Below are 20,240 nucleotides of genomic sequence, written 5' to 3' on the forward strand. Positions count from 1 at the left end.
TGCAGCTTATGGGATAGCCTGTTTGCTGAGCCGGCTTGTCATACTCCGCTAATCTAAGCCCAGCGGCGGGCGATAGTGATGCTCGCCCCGCTAAGCCTAGCGGTGGGCTGTATAGACACTCGCTTTACTGGCCTGGCGGACGGCATCCGCTTCGGCGGCGGTGAGCGGCGCTGCTTCGGCCGCAGCAATGTTCAGCCGCAGCTGCTCCAGGCTGCTTGCACCCGGAATGACAGCTGCAACCGCAGGCTGTGAGAGCGGGTAGTGCAGCGCGGTCTGCGTAAGGGTCCGGGAAGGAGGAGCCTGCTGGGTCAGTCTGTCCTGCAGCGAGGCCAGCTCCGGCACAGAATAATCCAGGTAGTCTTTCTCCAGCCTGGAGCGGCCGTTATCAGTCAGGATGCCGCGCGCCAGCGGACCGCGGGCAATAAGGCTGATGCCATTCTGCTCAAGCAGCGGCAGAACCGATTCCTCCGGACGACGGTCAAGAATGCTGTATTGGCTCATCACACTTACAATACCCGAGCGTTTCACATATTCGCGGACCACAGCGGGACGGATGGAGGAGATGCCGTAATAACGGATCAGCCCTTCCTGCTTCAGCTCTTCAAAGACCTCGATCGTTTCGTCGATATTGTCTTCCATCGTTCCGCCGTGAAGCTGATAGAGATCGATATAGTCGGTCTGAAGTCTGCGCAGACTGTCATGCACCGCGGATTTGATATAGGCTTTGGACGCATCCCACGACCAGCCTTCCTGGCCGGGAATCCGGCGGTTGCCGACCTTAGTGGCCAGAACAACGTCACTGCGGCGGCCGCGTATGGCGTTGCCTACAATCTCTTCATTGCGGCCCGCATCATACAGATCGGCTGTATCAAGGAAGTTGATCCCCTTATCCAGCGCCTCATGGATGATGGATACAGCCGGTGCCTCCTCGGTTCCCAGAGACATACAGCCCAGCCCCATAGCGCTTACGTATAAATCGGATTGCCCTAACCGGTTCTTGTTCATGATGCATCCCCTTCTGTGCGGTTTTGTGTCCATTATAGCATCCCTGATGCAGAAGACGGCAAATGTCCCCGCCAAGCCTCCCGGCCGTGCAGGTTCATTTGCCGTCTTCAGGATGACTTTTATGCAGTCATCCTTGCGGTTATCGCCGCAATTATCCGCGCAGAATGGCTTCGATTTGCTCGAGCTCTTCCGTGCTGAGCTCGGGAGCGTTCAGGGATGCCACTGCGTCCTCAATCTGGCTCACTTTGCTTGCGCCGATCAGCGCAGAGGTTACTTTACCGCCGCGCAGAACCCAGGAGAGGGCGAGCTGCGACATTTTTTGTCCGCGGGCTGCTGCGATATCATTCAGCTTGCGTACCTTATCGATCACTTCTTCGGTAATTTCCTTCTCGGAGAGGAATACGCTTGGTCCGGCTGCGCGGGAATCCGCTGCAATTCCGTTCAGGTAGCGGTCGGTCAGGATGCCTTTGTACAGCGGCGAGAAGGCGATGGTACCGATGCCCTCTTCAGCGAGCACATCCTGCAGCTCATCCTCAATCCAGCGCGACATCATCGAATAGTTCGGCTGGTGGATCAGGCAAGGTGTGCCCAGACGGCGGAGAATCTGCGCCGCTTCGCGGGCTTCAGCGGGCCGGTAATTGGAAATACCGACATACAGTGCTTTACCCTGGCGGACGATGAGATCCAGCGCAGCCATGGTTTCCTCAAGCGGAGTATTCGGGTCCGGACGGTGATGGTAGAAAATATCGACATAATCCAGGCCCATCCGCTTCAGGCTCTGATCCAGGCTGGACACCAGATTCTTCTTGGAGCCCCATTCCCCGTATGGACCCGGCCACATATAGTAACCGGCTTTGGTGGAGATAATCAGCTCATCGCGGTAAGCGGCGAGATCCTGGCGGAGAATCCGCCCGAAGTTCTCTTCGGCGGAGCCTGGAGGCGGTCCATAGTTGTTGGCAAGGTCAAAATGGGTGATGCCCAGATCAAAAGCCCGGCGAACCATGGCCCGTCCGTTTTCGAACAGGTCGTTGCCGCCGAAATTATGCCACAGGCCGAGCGAGATTGCCGGCAGCAGCAGGCCGCTGCGGCCGCTGCGGTTATATTTCATGTTGTCATAACGTTCAGGACTGGCGATATACATGTGAGATCCTCCTAATAGTGGTGATGTGTTAATCCTCATAACGGAAGCGTTTACGGCTTAACTGACACGTTCTATTGTAGCGGAACCACGGGGCAAAAGCGTATGTCAGCATGGAAGATGTTTATAGCACAATGTCGTTATTCGCATGACGGCTGCGGTAGTCCTTGGGGGAGCAGCCTTTGACTTTTTTGAACATCCGCGAGAACAGCAGCGGGTCCTGGTAGCCGACCGAGCGGGCGATTTCACCGACGGTGCAGTTGCTCTCGGCCAGCAGCTCGCAGGCTTTGGCAATGCGGAAATTCAGCAGATACTGCTGCGGCGGCAGGCCGACAGTCCGTTTGAACAGGGCCGACAGATATTTGCGGTCCAGCTTCAGGGAGGACGACATCATCTCTACAGTGATATTCTCACAATAGTGGGCATGCAGGAAATGAAGACACTCCTCGACATAAAAGCTTTTGGCACGCGGAAGCCGTACATTGTCCTTCGCCGCCGGGGCTATATGCAGCAGCACCGTAAAGAACTCATACATGATTGCTTTAAGGGGGAGGTCGAGCCCCTCAGCCGTATCCGCTGCTGCAGTCAGCCGGTCGTAAAGGGCAGGCATCAGCTGCTGATCCATCGGAAACACGGGCTGCTCCGGCGACAGCGAAGTCCGGGACAACAGGGATTCGATCTCTTCCCCGGTAAAAGCTACCCATGAATAGGTCCACGGCTCCGTGCTGTCTGCTGCATAATAAGTCACGATATGGGGATAGGTCAGAAAAGCCTGTCCGGCCTGCAGCCTGTGCTCGGCTTCCCCGACGGCAACCCTGCCGGTGCCTGCATGAATAAAGTGGATTTTGTAAAGGTCACGCACACCGGGACCGACGGTGTGGCCGGGCGCACAATGCTCGAAGCCCCAGTAATGCAGATGCAGATCGGGGCTGCTGCGCAGCGCGCTGCGGATTATATTTAAATATGGCCATCCTTCAGCCTCTTTTCCTGTGTAAAGTGGTCTTGGATATATGCGTGTATAGTCACCATTATACAATAGTTTTACAGCGGCGTAAGACAAGGCAAAAAGTCCCGGCGCCCTTCCGGTGACGGAAGCGGAGCGGGGACTTTTTCCAAAAGATAAGAAAGTATATATTTCACGCTATCCTTTATCCTTATCTTTCCCGCAGAAACGCTACGCCGTCCTATTTAGGACGGCGTAGCCGTTTCTGCTTGGTTAAGCTTTTAAAAGTTTTCGGGAGATTTCATATGGAGCGGCTGTTTGACGGGAGAACGTTCGGCGTTATAACGTCAGGCTTCCATTTTCAGCATAACCAGCTCATCCACCGGCTCGCCGCCTACCAGATGCTCCTCCACAATGCGCGGAACGTCATCAGTGGTTACATTGTAATACCAGACGCCGTCAGGGTAGACGATGACAAAGGGACCGTTGCCGCACAGCCCGAGGCAGCTGGTTTTGTTGATTTTGACGGTTTTGTTGATGCCTTGCTCGACCAGCTGCTCCTTGAATGCCTGCATGACATCCTCGACCTCCTGATTGTTGCAGTGCTCACTGCAGCAGAACAGCAGATGCTTCTTCAATACCTTTAAACGCATATTCATGGGTAGACCTCCTTGGTCATGTGAAAATGGCTGACCTATCTTACGAGGAGTATAGTCCCTTTTGCCGGTGGTGTAATGGGGTTGAAGCGATTGTTCCTAAAGGCTTAACAAATAGGCTGATGCCGTAAATATTGTGTGATCTTACCTGACTTTTGCAAGGGAAATATGATAAAAATGTGTCGGAGGATAGGATTTCCAGTACAAATTCTGTTTAGAAAATATATTTGAGGAATCGTTAAAAATCGAATAACTTTCAGTTTAGCGGATAGGGGAGTGGTTAATTAAGAAATGTGAAAGAGTGGCTAAGAACATCAAATAAAAGCTATCAGGAGGGAATCGTTATGAATAAGAAAATTGTAGGTGTGTTCCATACCGAATATGAGGCTTCGCAGGCTATTGAAGATCTGAAAAGTCACGGATTTCTGACAGAGGACATCTCCGTGATTGCCCGAAATAAACGAGATGTCGAAGCCATTAATGAGGAGACAGGCACCAAAGCTCCGGAAGGCATGGCCTCCGGTGCAGCAACCGGCGGATTACTCGGCGGGGTGACAGGGCTCCTGGCAGGTATCGGCGCCTTGGCTATCCCGGGGATCGGACCGATTATTGCTGCCGGCCCTATTGCCGCAACACTGACAGGGGCAGCTATCGGAGCCGGTACCGGCGGGCTGGTAGGCGGCCTGATCGGCCTCGGCATTCCTGAGGATGAAGCGGAAAGCTATGAAAATTATGTAGACGAGGGACGGATTCTGGTCATGGTAGATGCAGATGATACACGCGTTAACGATGTGTACACTGTATTCCGTAACCATAATTCGGCCAATGCCGAAAGATATATTGAAGATAACAGCACGAACGGTTCGTATAGAGATGCGGCTGATCATTCAGTGTCAGATGTCGTGGATGCCGCCTTTAACGGCTCAGGTCTTGAAGGACGGACAGACACCGGGCTTGATACAATGAATTCGGCTCCGGTTCACGATCTGCCGGATAACCGGGCACATGAGGATTTAAACCGGCCGGGAATGAAGGCTGACTTGTACTCCGGAACGCCTGACGGCATGGGCAAAGATGTAGACAGCAGAAGCTCGCTTGCTTACGAAGGCGAGGATGAGGAAGCCCGTAAGCTCCGCCTGCGCGAGGAACAGCTGGATGTGTCCAAAAACAGGGTGCAGGCCGGTGAGGTCAGCGTGCGCAAGGAAATCGTGGAGGAGCAGAAGACGATTAACGTCCCTGTATCCCATGAGGAAATTGTGATTGAGCGGCGCTCGGTCAACAATGACTCCAGCCAAACGCCAGTCGGAGCCGATGAAACCATCCGTATCCCGGTCAGCGAAGAGCAGGTCGAGGTTCATAAGAACACGGTGGTCACCGGTGAAGTGGACATTCACAAGCGTGAAGTTCAGGGTACTCAGCAGGTAAAAGATACCTTGAAACGCGAAGAGGCCCGTGTCGATAAGACGGGGGATGTAAAGGTGAATACCAGCGATGAGCTGCTGAGAAACAGAGACCACAGCCGCACGCGTTAAGCGGCGGCCAGGCTGACAGTATGTTATAACTAATAAAAGGGTTTGCCCGGGTCCTGCTGGACCCCGGGCAAACCCTTTTTGCTGCATTCCGCAGCAGTCCGGCTGCCGCTGAGGCTGGTGCGGCAGATTCCAGAGCCTGGCGGCAGCTTACATAAAAGCAACGTTCTGGCGGTCTGAGACACCCTGCGGGATTTCCTTGCCGGGCAGGAAATGAATGCTGCGGATATAACGGATAGTCTTGCTCTGCGCGCGCATGATAACCGAATGTGTCTCGGCGCGTTCCTTGCCGATGAAGCGGACACCATTCAGGAATTCGCCGGAGGTAACGCCGGTCGCAGCGAAGATGACATCGCCGTTGCCGACCATGTCCTCCATCGACAGCACGCGGGTCGGGTTATCCAGACCCATCATCAGGCAGCGCTGCAGCTCGAACGGCCCTTCCGGCAGGAGCCGGCCCTGCAGCTCGCCGCCGAGGCATTTCAGGGCAGCGGCAGCGAGAACACCTTCCGGCGCACCGCCGGAGCCCATGTACAGATCGACATCGCTGTCCGGCAGCGCTGCGCAATCGCTCCGGCCACATCACCGTGGCCGAGCAGCTTGATCCGCACACCCAGCTCACGCAGGGTGCTGATCAGATCTTCATGGCGCTTGCGGTCGAGCACCATAACGGTCAGCTCGGACAGCGCCTTTCCGGTAATCATGCTGGCTTTGCGCAGCGTAACCTCGGCAGAATCGTCCAGGCTGAGCTTACCGGCCAGCTCGGGGCCGCAGGCCAGCTTCTCCATGTAGATGTCGGGCGCATGCAGCAGGCTGCCGCGGTCGGCAATTGCAATGACCGACTGGGCGTTATGCAGCCCGCAGGCGACGACCTCCGTACCTTCAAGCGGGTCAACGGCTACATCTACAGCAGGACCGTTCTTAGTGCCGACACGCTCTCCGATATAGAGCATCGGGGCCTCATCCATTTCGCCTTCGCCGATTACAACGGTTCCGTCAATGGAGACAGAATCAAACATGGAACGTATGGCAGTTGTGGCGGCATCATCCGCCGCATTCTTGTCGCCCCGGCCAATCCAGCGTGCTGAGGATAAAGCGCCCAGTTCCGTTACCCGTACAATCTCCAGTGCCAATTCGCGTTCCATATGTTTTCCCTCCATTTATATAGGTTATCGATTTGTTTGTTGTGCAAAGCATCCGCGCGGCCGTTTATGCGTCTACAAGTGGCCCATAATGATACCGGCGGTTTCTTCAATAGCCTTGTCGGTAATGTCGATGACCGGACAGCCCAGCTTCTTGAACAGCACTGCAGCGTATTCCATTTCCTCATGGATGCGCTCAAGGCTGGCGTATTGCGAGCCTGCAGGGAGACCCAGCATCTTCAGGCGCTCGGAACGGATCTTCAGCATATATTCCGGCTCCATTGTCAGGCCGATAATCCGGCTTGGCGGCAGGCTCAGAAGCTGCTGCGGCGGAGCGATCTCCGGTACAACCGGATAATTGACCACCTTCTTGCCCCGGTGGGCAAGGAAGATGCTAAGCGGTGTCTTTGAGGTCCGGGACATGCCCAGCAGTACGATATCGGCCTTCAGCATGGCGCCCAGGTCACGGCCGTCATCGCAGGCAACGGTGAACTCGATGGCCTCGATCCGCCGGAAATAGTTCTCGTCCAGCTGGTGCAGCAGTCCGGGACGGGCCTGCGGCGCGTCATCGAAGGTGTCGATGAAGGCCTGCATCATCGGGCCCATAATATCGACAATCCGCAGGTCCAGCCGGACTGCTTCCTCACGGATCATCTCCCGTAGCTCAGGCTGCACCAGGGTGTAGGCGACAAAACCCTGCAGCTGCGCCGTTTCCTCCATCAGCTTGCGCAATTCATCCTCATGCCTGACATTGCCGTATCTCCTGATTGTGACACGCTGATTCTGGAACTGGTGGATAACGGCCTGCACTACTGCTTCTGCCGTATCGCCTATTGAATCCGAGCATATCGTGATGTAGTGCGAAGATTGCTCCATGCGTTTCTAATCCTCCCGTTATCCTTTGGCTTCGAGATCGAGGAGAAGCTTAACGATGGAAGTTTTGGTCAGCCGGCCCGTTACTTGAAGTCCCGGGACGGTATCTTCCGCGCCGCCGGGTATAACCACCGGCAAACTGTCTACCTCGTGAAAAATCATTTTATGTGCAGCATCCAGCACCGGCTCATCAGGCGATACCGTTACTACCTTAGGCATACGGGTCATAACCATGCTGACCGGCATGGATACCGCACCGGGATTGCCAAGCGTTACCTTCAGGAAATCCTTGCGCGAGGCTACTCCGGCCAGCCTGCCGTCCCCGTCGCAGATAATCAGGGTGCCGACATCCTGCAGGAACAGGGTGACGACGGCATCCTGGATCGTGGTTGTCTCACGGATGACCACCGGGATGCTCTGGATGTCTTTGACCTTCGTTTCCCGCAGCAGATAGCCGCTGCCCAGATGCGCCACAGAGCGCTGCCCGGGAAAATAGCCGACCTTCGGCTTGGCGTCAATGTACTCCAGCATGACCAGAATGGACAGGTCGTTGCGGATGGTCGGCCGGCTGAGGTTCAGGCTTTCGGCGATCTGGTCGCCGGAAATCGGTGCGCGTTTTTTTACAATTTCAATAATTTGCAGTTGACGGGATGTCAGTTCGATTGCGGGTCCCTCCATTTTCCGGATATTATCAGGTCTCTCCTATGGGAAAAGGAGTACCGTTAGCCGATTCCCCCTCTCATTCAGACGTCTTAATGGTAATAATACCCCTTAACTTGTTTATATAATACGCAATAATGATCACTAATGCAACATATAGTACGTCATAAATAAATTTAGTAAGTGAAAATTGCTTTATTTCTGTGCAGCAGCATCGAGCGGAGGGGCGGACAGGACAGCCGGTGCTGTTTTCTTTTTGAACAAAAGCTCCTTCAGAGCCCCCGCATTAACCAGTACGGTTCCGGCGATGATGGTGAACACGCCAAGCAGCGTAATCCAGGTAACGGCCTCATTATAAAATAGGTATCCCACACCAACGGCAATCGGCGGCGAGATGTACAGCCAGGTAGACGGAAACACCGGATTTGTCTTGGCGACGAGCCAGTAGAACAGGGTATGTCCGACCATGGAGCCGATAACGGTCAAATAGAGCAGGGAACCTGCGGTTTTGAGGGAGAGCAGAATTTCCGGATGCCATGGTTCGGCAGCAAGCGATAAAAGAAACAGCAGTACACCCCCGTACATCATCTGCGCGGCATTCAAGGCAACGGGCGAGACGCCGGAAAAGGCATTGATCACTTTTTTGGAATAAATCGCTCCGGCCGCGTAGCAGCATTCCCCGATCAGCACAACGATACAGCCCGTGATCCATAGCGGGGATACGTCCACAACAAGGCTTGGCAGCACCAGCAGCAGAACGCCGGTGAAGCCGATGATGCAGCCGTAGAGGGAGTAGGAGGGCGCTTTTTGGCGGAGAAAAGCAGTCTGCATCAGCAGGATCATCATCGGCCCGGTAGCCGACAGCACGGCGGCAAGTCCCGACGACACATATTGCTCGGCCCAGTACAGCGCAGAGAAGGTGCCAAAGGTCAGGGCGGCTCCGGTAATCAGCATTTCTTTGCGCAGGAGCAGGGAAAAGCTGGCTTTGCCTTTGATGACCATCCAGAGAAACAGGACAGCACCGGCGAGAAAGAAACGGATTCCTGCGGAGAAGAAGGGCGGCAGCCCGGCGTCCACTCCGATTTTAATAGCGAGAAAGGTAGTGCCAAAGATCAGACAGACGAGCGAATAAGCCAGCATAATCATGAATAGTTCCCCTTTGTGAATGTAATATGGCAGTACGGTGAAGCATTTTGGTTAATCATAACGGGCCGGGCACAGAACAGTTAATAAGTAACAGAACAGATGGCGGGCCGGATGCTGTACAATAGGGGAAATAACAAGAGCTGCGGGCTGCAGGCTGCGGCTGTAACGCTGTCTCTGCAGAAGATACGGGCTGCGGGAATTGCTGAGGGGAGTGCAAAAGCTATGAAACAACCGGCCAACATGGAGCAGAATCATCCGCTTTTCCGGCAGGTTTATGATTATATGGTGAACCGGATTGTGCGCGAGGAGTGGAAGGTGCATGACAAGCTGCCGTCGATCCGGATGCTGGCCGAGGAGCTGCAGGTGCACCGGCTGACTGTCTTTAAGGCGTACCGGGAGCTGGCGAGCAGCGGCAGGGTCTATGTAAAAGACAAATCCGGCTATTATGTTGCACCTGCCGGCATGCTGAGGGAAGAGCCTGCGTCAGAAGCTGCCGCAGGAGTACCGGCCTACTCGCTGACCAATCCGATGTCCGATATTCAGCGTATGCCGGTTCAGTACCAGTTCTCCCAGGCGCTGATTGATCCCGGCCTGCTGCCGAACCTGTTCCTGTCCGACTATGTCAAAAAAGTGTTCGACCTCTATCCCAAGGTCATGGGCACGTATTCCTCCGTCCAGGGCGATCCTGAGCTGCGCAGCGTGCTGAGCCGGCATTATCAGGAGCACTTCAAGCTGCAGCTGTCGCCTGCCGAGCTGCTGGTTACCTCGGGGGCCCAGCAGGCGATCAATCTGATCGCCGGACTTGTGCTCGGGCCGATGGATTATGTGCTGGTGGAGCGGCCGACCTACAGTGTGGCGCTTGATATTTTCCGCCGCGCGGGTGCACGGCTGCTGCCGGTTACGATCACGCCGGAGGGCTATGACCTGGAGGCGGTCGAGGAGCTGATGCGCACCTGCCGGCCGAGGATGTTCTACATCAACCCGACCCATCATAATCCGACCGGCTTCACGGTACCGGCTCGCCAGCGCAAGCTGCTGGTGGAGCTGGCCGAGCGGTACCGCTGCCTGCTGGTTGAGGATGATCCCTTCCGCGACATTTACTTCGGAGAGGCGCCGCCGGCGCCATTCTTCGCCTACGATACGGAAGGCTGGGTCATCTATATCAGCAGCTTCAGCAAATACGTGGCGCCGGGCCTGCGGATCTGCGCAGTGGCCTGCCGCCATCCGTTCATGGAGCGCCTGATTACGGCCAAATCCATGGCCGACAATGGCTCGCCGCTGCTGAACCAGAAGATCTTCCTCCATTACTATACGTCGCCGCGCCTGCAGCAGCATCTGGGCAAGCTGCGGATTGCGCTGCAGGTACATAAGGAGATTATGGAGGAGGAGCTGGCCGGCAGCGGCTGGGAATGGACCGCTCCGGAGGGCGGGCTGAACCTGTGGATCAAGCTGCCGGAGTCCGTCTCCGCCGCTGCGCTGTTTGAGCGCAGCATGGAGCAGTCCATCTCCTTCGTCCCGGGTGAGCTGTGCGACCCGCTCGGAGAGATGACCTCCTGGCTGCGGCTCAGCTATTCCTTCGCCAGCGAGAATGTGCTGCGCGAGGGGATGCGCAAGCTGATGCAGCTGGCGCGGGAGCTGTGAGGTGCGGAGATGCTTATGAACCGCCCTTTTGGGGGACTCAGAGGCAAGGCGGCCGCGTGGCGAAATGAAGGGCAAAAATGCCTCTGATTTGCCCGAAAGGCGGCCGCGTGGCGAAATGAAGGGCAAAAATGCCTTTGATTTGCCCGAAAGGCGGCTGCGCGGCGAAATGAAGGGCAAAAATGCCTTTGATTTGCCCGGAAGGCGGGCGCGTGGCGAAATGAAGGGCAAAAATGCCTTTGATTTGCCCGAAAAGCCGCTGCGTGGCGAAATGAACATAAAGCTCACAGCAGCTCCCCTGCCTAAGAATTGTTATTCCTCGCAGTAGCACTCCATCCAAAGTAACCAGCCATAAACAAACAGCGCCTTGTCTGAGTTGGCAGACAAGCGCTGTTTGTTCATTTATTTAGTTTTAGTGAAACGTGTTCCGTAAGCCAGGCTAACAGTGTGTTTACACTTTCCTCTGGTGTCTGGCCGGCCGTGTTGAGGGTCAGCTCGGGGCTGGGCGGTATCTCATAAGGATCGGAAATGCCGGTGAATGAGGGGATGTCGCCACGGCGGGCTTTGGCATACAGTCCCTTGACATCCCGGGCTTCGCAGACATCCAGTGGACAGTCCACATAGACCTCAGCGAAACGGGGAAGAGTCCGGCGGGCATAGTCACGCATCTCCGTATAGGGGCTGATGAGTGAGACTACCGTAACCACACCGTGACGGTTCAGCATCCCAGCCAGGTACACCGCCCGGCGTATATTCTCAAACCGGTCCTCCCGGCTGAAGCCGAGGCCTTTGCCGAGGGTGCGCCTCAGCTCGTCACCATCGAGCCACTCAGCGGCGATCCCAAGTCCGGCAAGTCTGTCCATCAGCAGCGAGGCGATGGTCGATTTGCCTGCACCGGACAGACCAGTCAGCCAGATCGTCATGCCTTGACCAACTGCGCCAGTTTTCTTCTCATCGCAATTACCACCAGTCTCATTATCCGCCCGGCTTTCCGCGCCAACCGGAGTCACTATAGTCGCATCATCCGCCGAGATTCCCACACTAACTTGAGTCACCATACTCTCGTCATTTGTCCGGGTTACCGAGCCGGCTTGATTCACCATAATACTGTTACCTGCCTTGTATACCGACCCCGCAGGAGTAGCCCCAGTCCTGTCATACGCCAAAGCCGCAGCACCCTCATGAGCCAATCCGCCACTTTTGCCATCTGTCCTCATCGCGTCACCTCCGTTATTCCGTAGGGTATCCGCTCAAGCAGACCCCGGCCGTAAACCTGCTCCAGCCGGAGCTCGGGCATATGGATGTACCCGATATAGCAGTCACAGACCTTCATCCGGCAGCTCCGCTCAGCGGCGAGACCCTCAAGGCCGTCGCGGTAGAGATTGCCGATGACCCCGCGGTCCTTATAGCAGCGTTTTACAGTGCCGGCACCCTGGACATAAAATACATTTTGGCCGGCGTTGCAGCTTCTGCCCAGGCTATCATAGTCGGCGGCATTAATGTGAAAATGCGGGTCGATACCGCGCAGATAAGCGAAATCCTCCGGTGTGTAATAATCCGGCTTGTCCTTGTAGGCGTTCACCCACAAATAGATATCCTCCGGCAGGGAGGAACGCAGCGAAGCAATGGCCGGAAAAGCGCTGCGGATTCCCACGCTGCCCACACTAAGCGGAATTCCCTGCTGATAGACAGTCATGCACTGGGCCAGAAACTTGTCCTCACTAACCTGTCCCGGGTGATACGTAACCCAGAAGGCAGCTGTGGCAGGGTTCAGCTCCGGCAAAAAGGCAAGGTTAGCCGACAGATTGGTCTGAATCGCCACCTTGTCCACATGCGGGAGGTGGGAGAGGGTGACAAGCGCATCCTTGTACCAGCGGTGTATCAACCCTTCGCCGTAAGGATTAAAGAACACCGACAGCCGGTGCCCCGCTGCACCCTGCTCCGCAGCCCACTGGACAAAGGCCTCAACTCCCTCACGGTCTTTGGCAAGTGTGGCTGCGCTGTCTCTGGTTTTGCCGAACGGGCAGTAGGGGCAGTCATAGTTGCAGGAGGTGAGGGAACCCCGGTAGTAGAGAACGGCATTCATGGCAAAATAAATCCTTCCATGCGCTCCCGGATGTCACCGGAGATAAACCAGTCGCCGATTGAGTCGGAGTAACCCAGACCCTCGGCAGTTAAGCGCAGAATGCCGTCCCGATCCCGGCCAGGAGCGGCCCGGTTAGTTCCATCCTGAACGGCATCCCGTGCATCACTATGACTCCCATACTGATCCCCTTCCATACCCTCCCGGCGTCCTTTGGCCTGAGCGGTATCCCCGGCATTATCCTGAGTAACACGCATTCCGCGGCTCTGAACTTCCCGGAACTCCTCTTCCCGGGAGTCACTGCGCTCCTCAATTGGAGCTTCAGCCCTATTTCCACCCGGACCGCTGCGCTGCTCCACACTCTCGGCATCATACTGAATCTCACCCAAGCCGCTCTCCAGCAGCAGGCCAAGCTCGGGAAAGTCGTCCCACAGCGAAGCGGAGAAACGTTCGCTGTAATCAGCCAGCCGCAGCCCCTCGCTGTGCAGCACAGCCTTCAAGATGAACCGCCGCTTCTGCTCGGCCAGACTCAGCACGATGCCGTAATCCGCCGTGTCATAACGCTCCGCTGACACATAGTCGGCAATGATGCTCTCCGTTGCCTTGCGGCTGACCCCGTAGCGGGAGGCATAATGCACCTCCCGCGTATAGGAGCGGGCGCCGCAGCCGAGCCCGACCATGCCCTCTTCCTGGCAGCTGTAGTCGAGGATGGACTTGGCCGTACCCGCGTCTTCTTTGGCGAACCGGCGCATCGAATACTGGCGGTAGCCGTGTTCAGCAAGCACCCGGCAGGCGGCAGTATAACACTCATGCCGCAGATCCTCGTGGCGTAGCAGATCGCCCGGCTTCACAATCGTATGCTCGCGGGTGTAGAGCGGATAGATAAAGATCTCCTGCGGCTCTTGCAGCAGCGCCTGTCCAAGCGAAAACAGCCAGGAATCCACTGTCTGGCCCGGCAGCCCGTAGATCAGGTCGAGATTGAGGATCGGGAACTGGTACTTTCCGAGCAGCTCCAGCGCCTGGTACACCACCTCGGGGTTTTGCGGACGGTATATAGCTGCCGACTCGGCAGCAACAAAGCTCTGGATACCCATGCTGACCCGGTCGACCGTGTTGTCCTTGAGGATGGAGAGCTTTTCTTCCGTAATCGTCTCAGGTGAGGTTTCCACAGAGATCGAGGCCCGGGCTGTGTCCAGCCCCATGATTTCCCGGGCAATCCGGAACAGCCGGCTCAGCTGCGGTGCGGCCAGAAGGGTCGGCGTACCCCCGCCGATCGCAAAGCGTGCATACGGCTTATGGCCGGTAAAAGCCGACCACTGCCGGGCCTGCCGTTCCAGCGCATCGACATAGCGGGCGTGAACATCGGCGCGCTTGTCGGGAAGAGTGAAAAGGTTGCAGAAGCCGCAGCGCGCGCCGCAGAACGGGATATGCATATACAAAAAGAATGTTTCCGCAGGCTCATTCCGCCATAGCTGCTCCAGAGAAATGGGAGGCTGAAATTCGCGGTAAGCGGTTTTGTGCGGATAAGAATAGAGATAATTGCGGTATGGATTAGACGTAATCTGCTTTTTCCATTGCTCGGCCTCCCCCGAAGAGAGAGAAGGTCTTACGCCATTTGTACTGGGTTGCTGCAAAAAGTTGCCGGTAGACGTCATACGTTTCTCCTTTCATCCGGATTGAACCGGTAAACCAGTGTGCCAGGTTAGAGGATGAACTCACGGTAAGGGACATTCCATACCGTCTCATGCGCCAGCCGGTGCCCCTCATAGCCGTCTTCCCCGTAGGCGGTGCCATGGTCCGAAAAAGCCATGCAAAAAACCGGATTGCCGCGTTCCCGGAACCGCGCGAATAACCGTCCCAGCTCCCCGTCGGCATAACGAAGTGCGGCGCGCTGACTGTCCACGGAATCTTTTCGGGCACCCGGCAGGAACATGTGGTTAGGCCCGTGGATGGCAGACACGTTAAGGAACAGGAACAGCCGCTGATCCAGCGGGGTGTTGTCCAGTACCTTCAAGGCATGATTCACCTGATGCTCTGTGGAGCGCGGATTAGTGACGCCGAAGGTCATCCGCCAGTAGCTTTGCTGGAAGTAACCTGGCAGGATACGGGCCAAGGGCACTTTTTTGGTGAAAAAAATAACCCCTCCGATGCAAACCGTACGGTAGCCCTCTCCGGCAAGCCCGGATACAAGATCCGGGGTGTCGAACAGCCAGGTGTGGGGATGGGTTTTCAGGCCAGTATTCCTCGAATGAAACAGCCGCACGTGTGAGGCCTTGTCCGTATTAGCGGGAGTCGGCAGGAAGCCGCCAAAAAAAGCATGATGTGCTGCGTAGGTGAAGCTGCCGGGGGTATGCCGTTTCTCCCAGGAGCCGGTGCCGCACAGATTGGGACAGTTCGCTTCCTCCAGGACAGCAGCGTCGTAACGCAGGGTATCGAGAGTAATCATCAGAATATCATGGGTGCCGACGATGGCATTCATATCGGTCATAACGGTTAATAGCACCCTTTCTAAGTGGATATAATCCGGTATTCCATCAGTTTTTTCATTTCCCATTCATAGGTGCCGAGGCCTTCATATTTAACATCGTACAGCAAGTCGCCAAAAGGGTTCACATCGGCCACATAGGTACGCTTTACGCCGCCTGATCCGGAAGAGACTAGAACATCAATTCCTGCAACCGCCGAGCGGGGAAAAGCGGTCAGTGCCTGTACTGCGGTACGCCGTACCTGTTCCTGCTCCGCTTCCGTCAGTCCGGCCTCCAGAGGTGTCATCCGCCGGCTGCGCAGATGCAGATTCGTAATCGGTGTCGTGCTGACCCGGGCTACAGAATGGCCGGCTTCACCAAGGACGACCAGCTGGCGGATATCGAAGGAACCTCCGGCTGCTCCGGCCTTGGGAATCCATTGCTCGGCGTATGCGCCGTGGCTGTACAGCCAGTTAATGATTCCCTTCAGGACTGCAGGGTCCGTATAGCGCCGCAGCTTCCCGGCATTATAGTACACGGGGGGACGGGTAACGTACTGCTCGACCCCGATTGTAGTCACTGCCAGCTCGGCCCCCGTGGCCGGGTTGACCTGATAAGCGATGACGCCGGAAGCGGCAGAGCCGTAGGCCAGCTTGATGAAGACCCGGTGCATTCGCTCCGTCAGCATCCGCTCCCGGAGGGATTCATAGCCGTCCGGCGGCTGGCTGCCGCCGAGCGGCCGGGGCACCGGAACGCCGGCCGCTGCCAGAAGCTGCTGCGTCCGGCGTTTATCGGTCATCGCGGCAATATCGCCTGGATGATTCTGCCAGCGGGCAGCCGGCAGCAGTGCGGCGGCTTCGCGCTGAACTCTGGCCAGCAGCCGGCAGTAGCCGCGGAACCACTGGGACGGATGATGTAGCACACCCGGCATATCCTTCAGCCGTCCGGCGACCCGGGCGCTCAGCGGGTAGGGATCGCGCTGCTGGGCAAAGGGGTGCAGCGAATCGTCCTGTTCCTCGGCATCCGGGGCGCCGAGGGCAATAAGGGCCCGCTCGGCTTCGAAGCTGCCGCCGGGCGACTCCAGCCGCAGCAGCGGGACAGCCTGTGCGGCCCGCATGTGCTGCTCCAGCAGCTCACCCAGCGAAGCTCCCTGCAGCAGCTCATGGTAAGGAATGAGCAGGGCAGGGGGCAGCCCAAGCCTGCTGCGTGCCTGCTGAATCCCGGCCGAACGCTTGTCGCCGGGGCTGCACAGCAGAATCAGCGGCCGGGCAGCGGGCATCATTCGGTGATGGACGGATAACGCCAGTCTTCATCGTCATCGCTTTTCTGCTGGTCGCTGACATCCACCGGCAGACCGCTGGCCCGCCAGCGGGTAATCATGTTGTCCGACATATAATGATAGCTCAGGTTCAGCGCCTGCAGCCCTTTGATCCGCTCACTGGCCAATAGTACCTCCGCGCCTTTGTCGCTAAGCGTTCCAAGGGAAAGATCCAGCGTATGAAGCTGGTCGAGGATCGGCGCATCAGCCACTGCCTCGGCGATCTCATCCTGAATTTCACTGTTTTTCAGTCCCAGATAGGTTAGCTTCGGAAACTTTCCAGGCTCAATTAACGGCAGAAGATCTTCAAGGCTGCCGTCAAAACCGTAATTATCCACGCCAAGATACAGCTCCAGCTTGCGCAGATTCGGCAAAGAACCGGCTGCGATCTCGGCGAGCACTTTTTTACTAAGACCGCCTGTGATGATGATCAGCTCCTCAAGCTTGTCATGCTGCAGCTTGCTGAGGCTTAGATCGGTCCCGCCTTGAATGGTGAGTGATTGTAACTCCGGGTAGGCAGGGAGCAGGGGGGAGAGATCGGTCTGCGTAATCCACGAAATTTCACATTCCTCAAAGCTCATATCCCCGATAAAAAGCTTGCGCAGGGCCGGAAAGCTTCCGTTGTGCTTAACAAGAGCCTCCACAACCTCATCCGAGCTGTTCTCGTAGGCCTGCCCCCAGTCCCCGATGATGAGGCTGGTCAGCTGCGCAGCTTCAGGGCTGGCGCTGAGGCGCTCAATCTCCGTATTCATTCGTTGGCCGTCTTCATATTCGTCGTATCCGACAGCAAGCTTTACTTCCGTCATCAGTAATCCCTCCCGGAAAATGTTGGATTCAATTTCACCCTAACATCTGGGCAAAAAGGAGTCAAATGGCCTGGGAACGGAATTTCAGCTAATGGATGCAAAACACCCGCCCCTCCCTGTTACGGTAGAAGCGGGTGTGTAGGATAACTCAGGCCCAGCCGAGCAGCCGGACGATCTGTGCGATCGCAAAGGTGACGCCGATAGCGATACCGAGCGGAATGACAGCGGAGAGCACAGCCCATTTCAGGCTTTTGGTTTCTTTGTAGATATTGACCAGCGTGGTGCCGCACGGATAGTGAAGCAGCGAGAACAGCATCATGTTCAGCGCGGTCAGCCAGGTCCAGCCGTGGCTCAGAAAAAGCTCCTTGATGCTGCTGATGCCCTCAACGTCAACCATTGCACCTGAGGACATGTAGCCCATGAGCAGGATTGGCAGCACAATTTCGTTGGCAGGCAGCCCGAGAATGAAAGCCATAATGATGAAGCCGTCCAGACCGAGCAGCTGGGCAAAAGGATCGAAAAATGCCGCCATATGATTAAGCACACTGTCTCCGCCGATAACAACATTGCCAAGTATCCAGGTGAGAATGCCGGCCGGAGCGGCAACGACAATGGCGCGGGTCAGCACGTTCAGTGATTTTTCCTTGGAGGAACGGACAATCGTCTTCCAGATCTGCGGGCGGCGGTACGGCGGCAGCTCAAGCGTGTAGTGGGTCGGCACACCACGCAGCATCGTTTTGGACATGACCCAGGATACAGTCAGGGTGACGGTGATGCCTACCAGCACGATTCCCATCAGAACAAGCGCGGTGGAGAAGGTACGCAGCATACCCGTTGTAGAGGCACCGACCATAAATAAGGAGGACAGCAGGATCAGCGTCGGCCAGCGCCCGTTGCACGGCACGAAGTTATTGGTCAGAATGGCCAGCATCCGCTCCCGCGGCGACTCGATAATCCGGGTGGATAGAATGGCGGCAGCGTTGCAGCCGAACCCCATCGACATGGTCAGGGCCTGCTTGCCGTGTCCGCCGGATTTTTTGAACAACCGGTCCATGTTAAAAGCCACCCGCGGCAGATAGCCGAAGTTCTCCAGCAGCGCAAACACGGGGAAAAAGATCATCATCGGCGGCAGCATGACGCTAATTACCCAGGAGGTGCCGCGGTAGAGTCCCAGAACAAGCACGCCGTGCAGCCATGCAGGGGCATTCACCGCTGTGAAGCCGGAGGTCAGATACCCTTCGATCCAGCCGAAAAAAGAAGCAAGCCAGCCGGACGGATAATTCGCTCCGGCGATCGTAATCCAGAACACAAGGCCAAGCCCGGCGAGCATGATCGGGAAGCCCCAGAGCTTTGAGGTAACGATCCGGTCCAGCTTGTAGGTGCTGCTAAGCTTCTTTTTATCCTGATAGTTGACCGCCTCACGGCAGATGCCTGCTGATACTCCATAGATGCCGGTGACAATCTCATCGCGGATTGCACCTTTGTCGGCCAGCTTCCGGGCTGCTGCCAGCAGGGAATCCAGCGGATCGGGACCTTTAATGGCATGCGGTAACTCCATGGCCGGCTACCTCCTTATGCACAGGAATTGTGCTGCGTCCCATATGGGTTTTGAGCGAGCTCAGCAGACTGCTGTCACCGTCCAGCAGCCGCAGGGCAATCCAGCGTGCCGGATAACGGGAGCCTACAGTCTGCTCTACCAGCGGCAGCAGTTCTGCGATGCCCTGCTCGATTTCATCGCTGTAGGTGATCTTCAGCGGTTTGCCGGTGAAGGCGCCTGTTGCCACACGCTCCAGCTGATCCAGCAGTTCTCCGATGCCGATTTGGCTGCGCGCCGAGATGGCCACTACCGGAACGCCAAGCTGCTTGGCAATGGCTTTCAGATTAATGGAGATGCCCAGCTTCTTCGCTTCATCAATCAGGTTGATGCACACCACGGCCCGGCCAGTGATCTCCAACACCTGGAGGGCAAGGTTAAGGTTGCGCTCAAGCGAGGTGGCATCCAGCACAACCAGTGTCACATCCGGCTGCTCAAAAATAATATAATCCCTGGCAGCCTCCTCATCGGCGGAGTTAGAGTAAAGCGAGTAAGTACCCGGCAGGTCAACAGCACGGTAGACATGCTGGTTGTGGGTGAATTCGCCCTCGGCGGTAGTCACCGTCTTGCCCGCCCAGTTGCCGGTATGCTGGCGCAGTCCGGTCAGCAGGTTGAACAAAGTGCTTTTCCCCGTGTTGGGATTGCCGGCGAAAGCGACAGTATAATGGCTCATGTCTCCCCACCTCCAAGCAGTTCTCCGTAAATCAGCGAGCTTTCTTCCCGGCGCAGGGCAATCGTTGTATTGCTTACCCGGAAAGCCACAGGATCTCCAAGCGGGCTGCGCCGCAGCACCTCCACGGTGTTGCCGGTAACAAAACCGAGGTCAAGCAGTCTTCTTCGCAGAACGCCCTGAACGTCAATGCCGCTGATTCGCAGCAGGCTGCCGTTCGATGCTTCAGACAATGGAATAGCGGCTCCAGCCATAGCAGCTCCTTCTTTCTTTGTGTTGTATGTGTGTAAAACCTAAATGAGCAGTCATTATGCACAGATGATAAAGTATTGTTCCTTACCACAATATTAGTATATGTAAACAAATTTGTCCTTGCAACAATAAAGTTTCCTTGGGGAAAGACTAGTGCGGGGTAACCCGCCCATTTTTGCAACCCTTCCCAAGCTTCTCAGCGCAAAGGCGGGGATGAAGGGTAAAAGGACCTGTGACGGGTGTGGTGGATTGGCGGGTTTAAAAGGGGAAAAGGTTGCAGGTTCCAGCTTAGTTGGTGAAGTGGCGGGGTGAAGAGTAAAAA

At 56.3% G+C, this 20,240-nt stretch carries 18 protein-coding genes and 2 pseudogenes; 3 read left to right on the forward strand and 17 right to left on the reverse strand.

Annotation, left to right across the window (positions count from 1 at the left end):
• Positions 1-96 precede the first annotated feature (96 nt).
• From AWJ19_RS00995 to AWJ19_RS01010, 4 genes are all read right to left on the reverse strand, one after another.
• Positions 97-1,005, reverse strand: coding sequence for an aldo/keto reductase (locus AWJ19_RS00995; protein ID WP_068720770.1), 909 nt, complete (start codon positions 1,003-1,005; stop codon positions 97-99).
• A gap of 151 nt (positions 1,006-1,156) precedes the next feature.
• On the reverse strand, positions 1,157-2,146 hold the full coding sequence (locus tag AWJ19_RS01000; protein ID WP_068720772.1) for an aldo/keto reductase: 990 nt from the start codon (positions 2,144-2,146) through the stop codon (positions 1,157-1,159).
• A 121-nt stretch (positions 2,147-2,267) separates the two neighbouring features.
• Complete coding sequence (locus AWJ19_RS01005; protein ID WP_241781551.1) at positions 2,268-3,203, reverse strand: AraC family transcriptional regulator; 936 nt, start codon at positions 3,201-3,203, stop codon at positions 2,268-2,270.
• 230 nt (positions 3,204-3,433) lie between these two features.
• Positions 3,434-3,745, reverse strand: coding sequence for a (2Fe-2S) ferredoxin domain-containing protein (locus AWJ19_RS01010; RefSeq protein WP_068720774.1), 312 nt, complete (start codon positions 3,743-3,745; stop codon positions 3,434-3,436).
• A gap of 341 nt (positions 3,746-4,086) precedes the next feature.
• Between AWJ19_RS01010 and AWJ19_RS01015 the strand changes: the two genes are divergently transcribed.
• Positions 4,087-5,274, forward strand: a complete 1,188-nt coding sequence (locus AWJ19_RS01015) for a YsnF/AvaK domain-containing protein (RefSeq protein WP_068720776.1) — start codon at positions 4,087-4,089, stop codon at positions 5,272-5,274.
• A 147-nt stretch (positions 5,275-5,421) separates the two neighbouring features.
• Here AWJ19_RS01015 and glpX read toward each other — a convergent pair.
• From glpX to AWJ19_RS01035, 4 genes and pseudogenes are all read right to left on the reverse strand, one after another.
• A pseudogene (gene glpX / locus AWJ19_RS01020) lies at positions 5,422-6,416 on the reverse strand (class II fructose-bisphosphatase).
• Positions 6,417-6,488: 72 nt separating this feature from the next.
• Positions 6,489-7,289 (reverse strand): pyruvate, water dikinase regulatory protein, encoded by an 801-nt coding sequence (locus AWJ19_RS01025; protein WP_068720778.1) that lies wholly within the window; start codon positions 7,287-7,289, stop codon positions 6,489-6,491.
• An 18-nt stretch (positions 7,290-7,307) separates the two neighbouring features.
• Entirely contained in the window at positions 7,308-7,964 is a 657-nt protein-coding gene (locus tag AWJ19_RS01030; RefSeq protein ID WP_068720780.1) for a helix-turn-helix transcriptional regulator, read from the reverse strand.
• Positions 7,965-8,141: 177 nt separating this feature from the next.
• Positions 8,142-9,092 (reverse strand): EamA family transporter, encoded by a 951-nt coding sequence (locus AWJ19_RS01035; RefSeq protein WP_068720782.1) that lies wholly within the window; start codon positions 9,090-9,092, stop codon positions 8,142-8,144.
• A 222-nt stretch (positions 9,093-9,314) separates the two neighbouring features.
• Here AWJ19_RS01035 and AWJ19_RS01040 point away from each other — a divergent pair, with 222 nt between their 5' ends.
• Together AWJ19_RS01040 and AWJ19_RS01045 are read left to right on the forward strand one after the other, a co-directional pair.
• Complete coding sequence (locus tag AWJ19_RS01040; RefSeq protein WP_068720820.1) at positions 9,315-10,733, forward strand: PLP-dependent aminotransferase family protein; 1,419 nt, start codon at positions 9,315-9,317, stop codon at positions 10,731-10,733.
• Between the two features lie 64 nt (positions 10,734-10,797).
• Entirely contained in the window at positions 10,798-11,058 is a 261-nt protein-coding gene (locus tag AWJ19_RS01045) for a hypothetical protein (protein WP_068720783.1), read from the forward strand.
• 70 nt (positions 11,059-11,128) lie between these two features.
• On the opposite strand, the gene cysC is transcribed toward AWJ19_RS01045, so the two are convergent.
• From cysC to AWJ19_RS01090, 9 genes and pseudogenes are all read right to left on the reverse strand, one after another.
• Positions 11,129-11,947, reverse strand: a complete 819-nt coding sequence (gene cysC, locus AWJ19_RS01050; RefSeq protein ID WP_241781552.1) for an adenylyl-sulfate kinase — start codon at positions 11,945-11,947, stop codon at positions 11,129-11,131.
• A complete protein-coding gene (locus tag AWJ19_RS01055; protein ID WP_068720784.1) occupies positions 11,944-12,816 on the reverse strand; it encodes an STM4011 family radical SAM protein in 873 nt (290 codons plus the stop codon). Before AWJ19_RS01055 ends, cysC begins: the two co-directional genes overlap by 4 nt.
• A gap of 383 nt (positions 12,817-13,199) precedes the next feature.
• Positions 13,200-14,375 (reverse strand): annotated as a pseudogene (locus tag AWJ19_RS01060) (STM4012 family radical SAM protein); the annotation flags it as partial.
• Positions 14,376-14,515: 140 nt separating this feature from the next.
• Positions 14,516-15,301, reverse strand: a complete 786-nt coding sequence (locus AWJ19_RS01065; protein ID WP_068720786.1) for an STM4013/SEN3800 family hydrolase — start codon at positions 15,299-15,301, stop codon at positions 14,516-14,518.
• 20 nt (positions 15,302-15,321) lie between these two features.
• Positions 15,322-16,560, reverse strand: coding sequence for an STM4014 family protein (locus AWJ19_RS01070; RefSeq protein WP_241781553.1), 1,239 nt, complete (start codon positions 16,558-16,560; stop codon positions 15,322-15,324).
• Positions 16,557-17,402 (reverse strand): STM4015 family protein, encoded by an 846-nt coding sequence (locus tag AWJ19_RS01075; protein WP_068720790.1) that lies wholly within the window; start codon positions 17,400-17,402, stop codon positions 16,557-16,559. Before AWJ19_RS01075 ends, AWJ19_RS01070 begins: the two co-directional genes overlap by 4 nt.
• A gap of 148 nt (positions 17,403-17,550) precedes the next feature.
• Positions 17,551-18,960 (reverse strand): nucleoside recognition domain-containing protein, encoded by a 1,410-nt coding sequence (locus AWJ19_RS01080; protein ID WP_068720792.1) that lies wholly within the window; start codon positions 18,958-18,960, stop codon positions 17,551-17,553.
• A complete protein-coding gene (locus tag AWJ19_RS01085; protein ID WP_068720794.1) occupies positions 18,938-19,669 on the reverse strand; it encodes a FeoB small GTPase domain-containing protein in 732 nt (243 codons plus the stop codon). The genes AWJ19_RS01080 and AWJ19_RS01085 overlap by 23 nt, the downstream gene beginning before the upstream one ends.
• A complete protein-coding gene (locus tag AWJ19_RS01090) occupies positions 19,666-19,920 on the reverse strand; it encodes a FeoA family protein (RefSeq protein ID WP_068720796.1) in 255 nt (84 codons plus the stop codon). The genes AWJ19_RS01085 and AWJ19_RS01090 overlap by 4 nt, the downstream gene beginning before the upstream one ends.
• Positions 19,921-20,240 lie beyond the last annotated feature (320 nt).

It is taken from the genome of Paenibacillus sp. DMB5 (genome assembly GCF_001517085.1).
Classification (GTDB): Bacteria; Bacillota; Bacilli; order Paenibacillales; family Paenibacillaceae; genus Paenibacillus_AQ.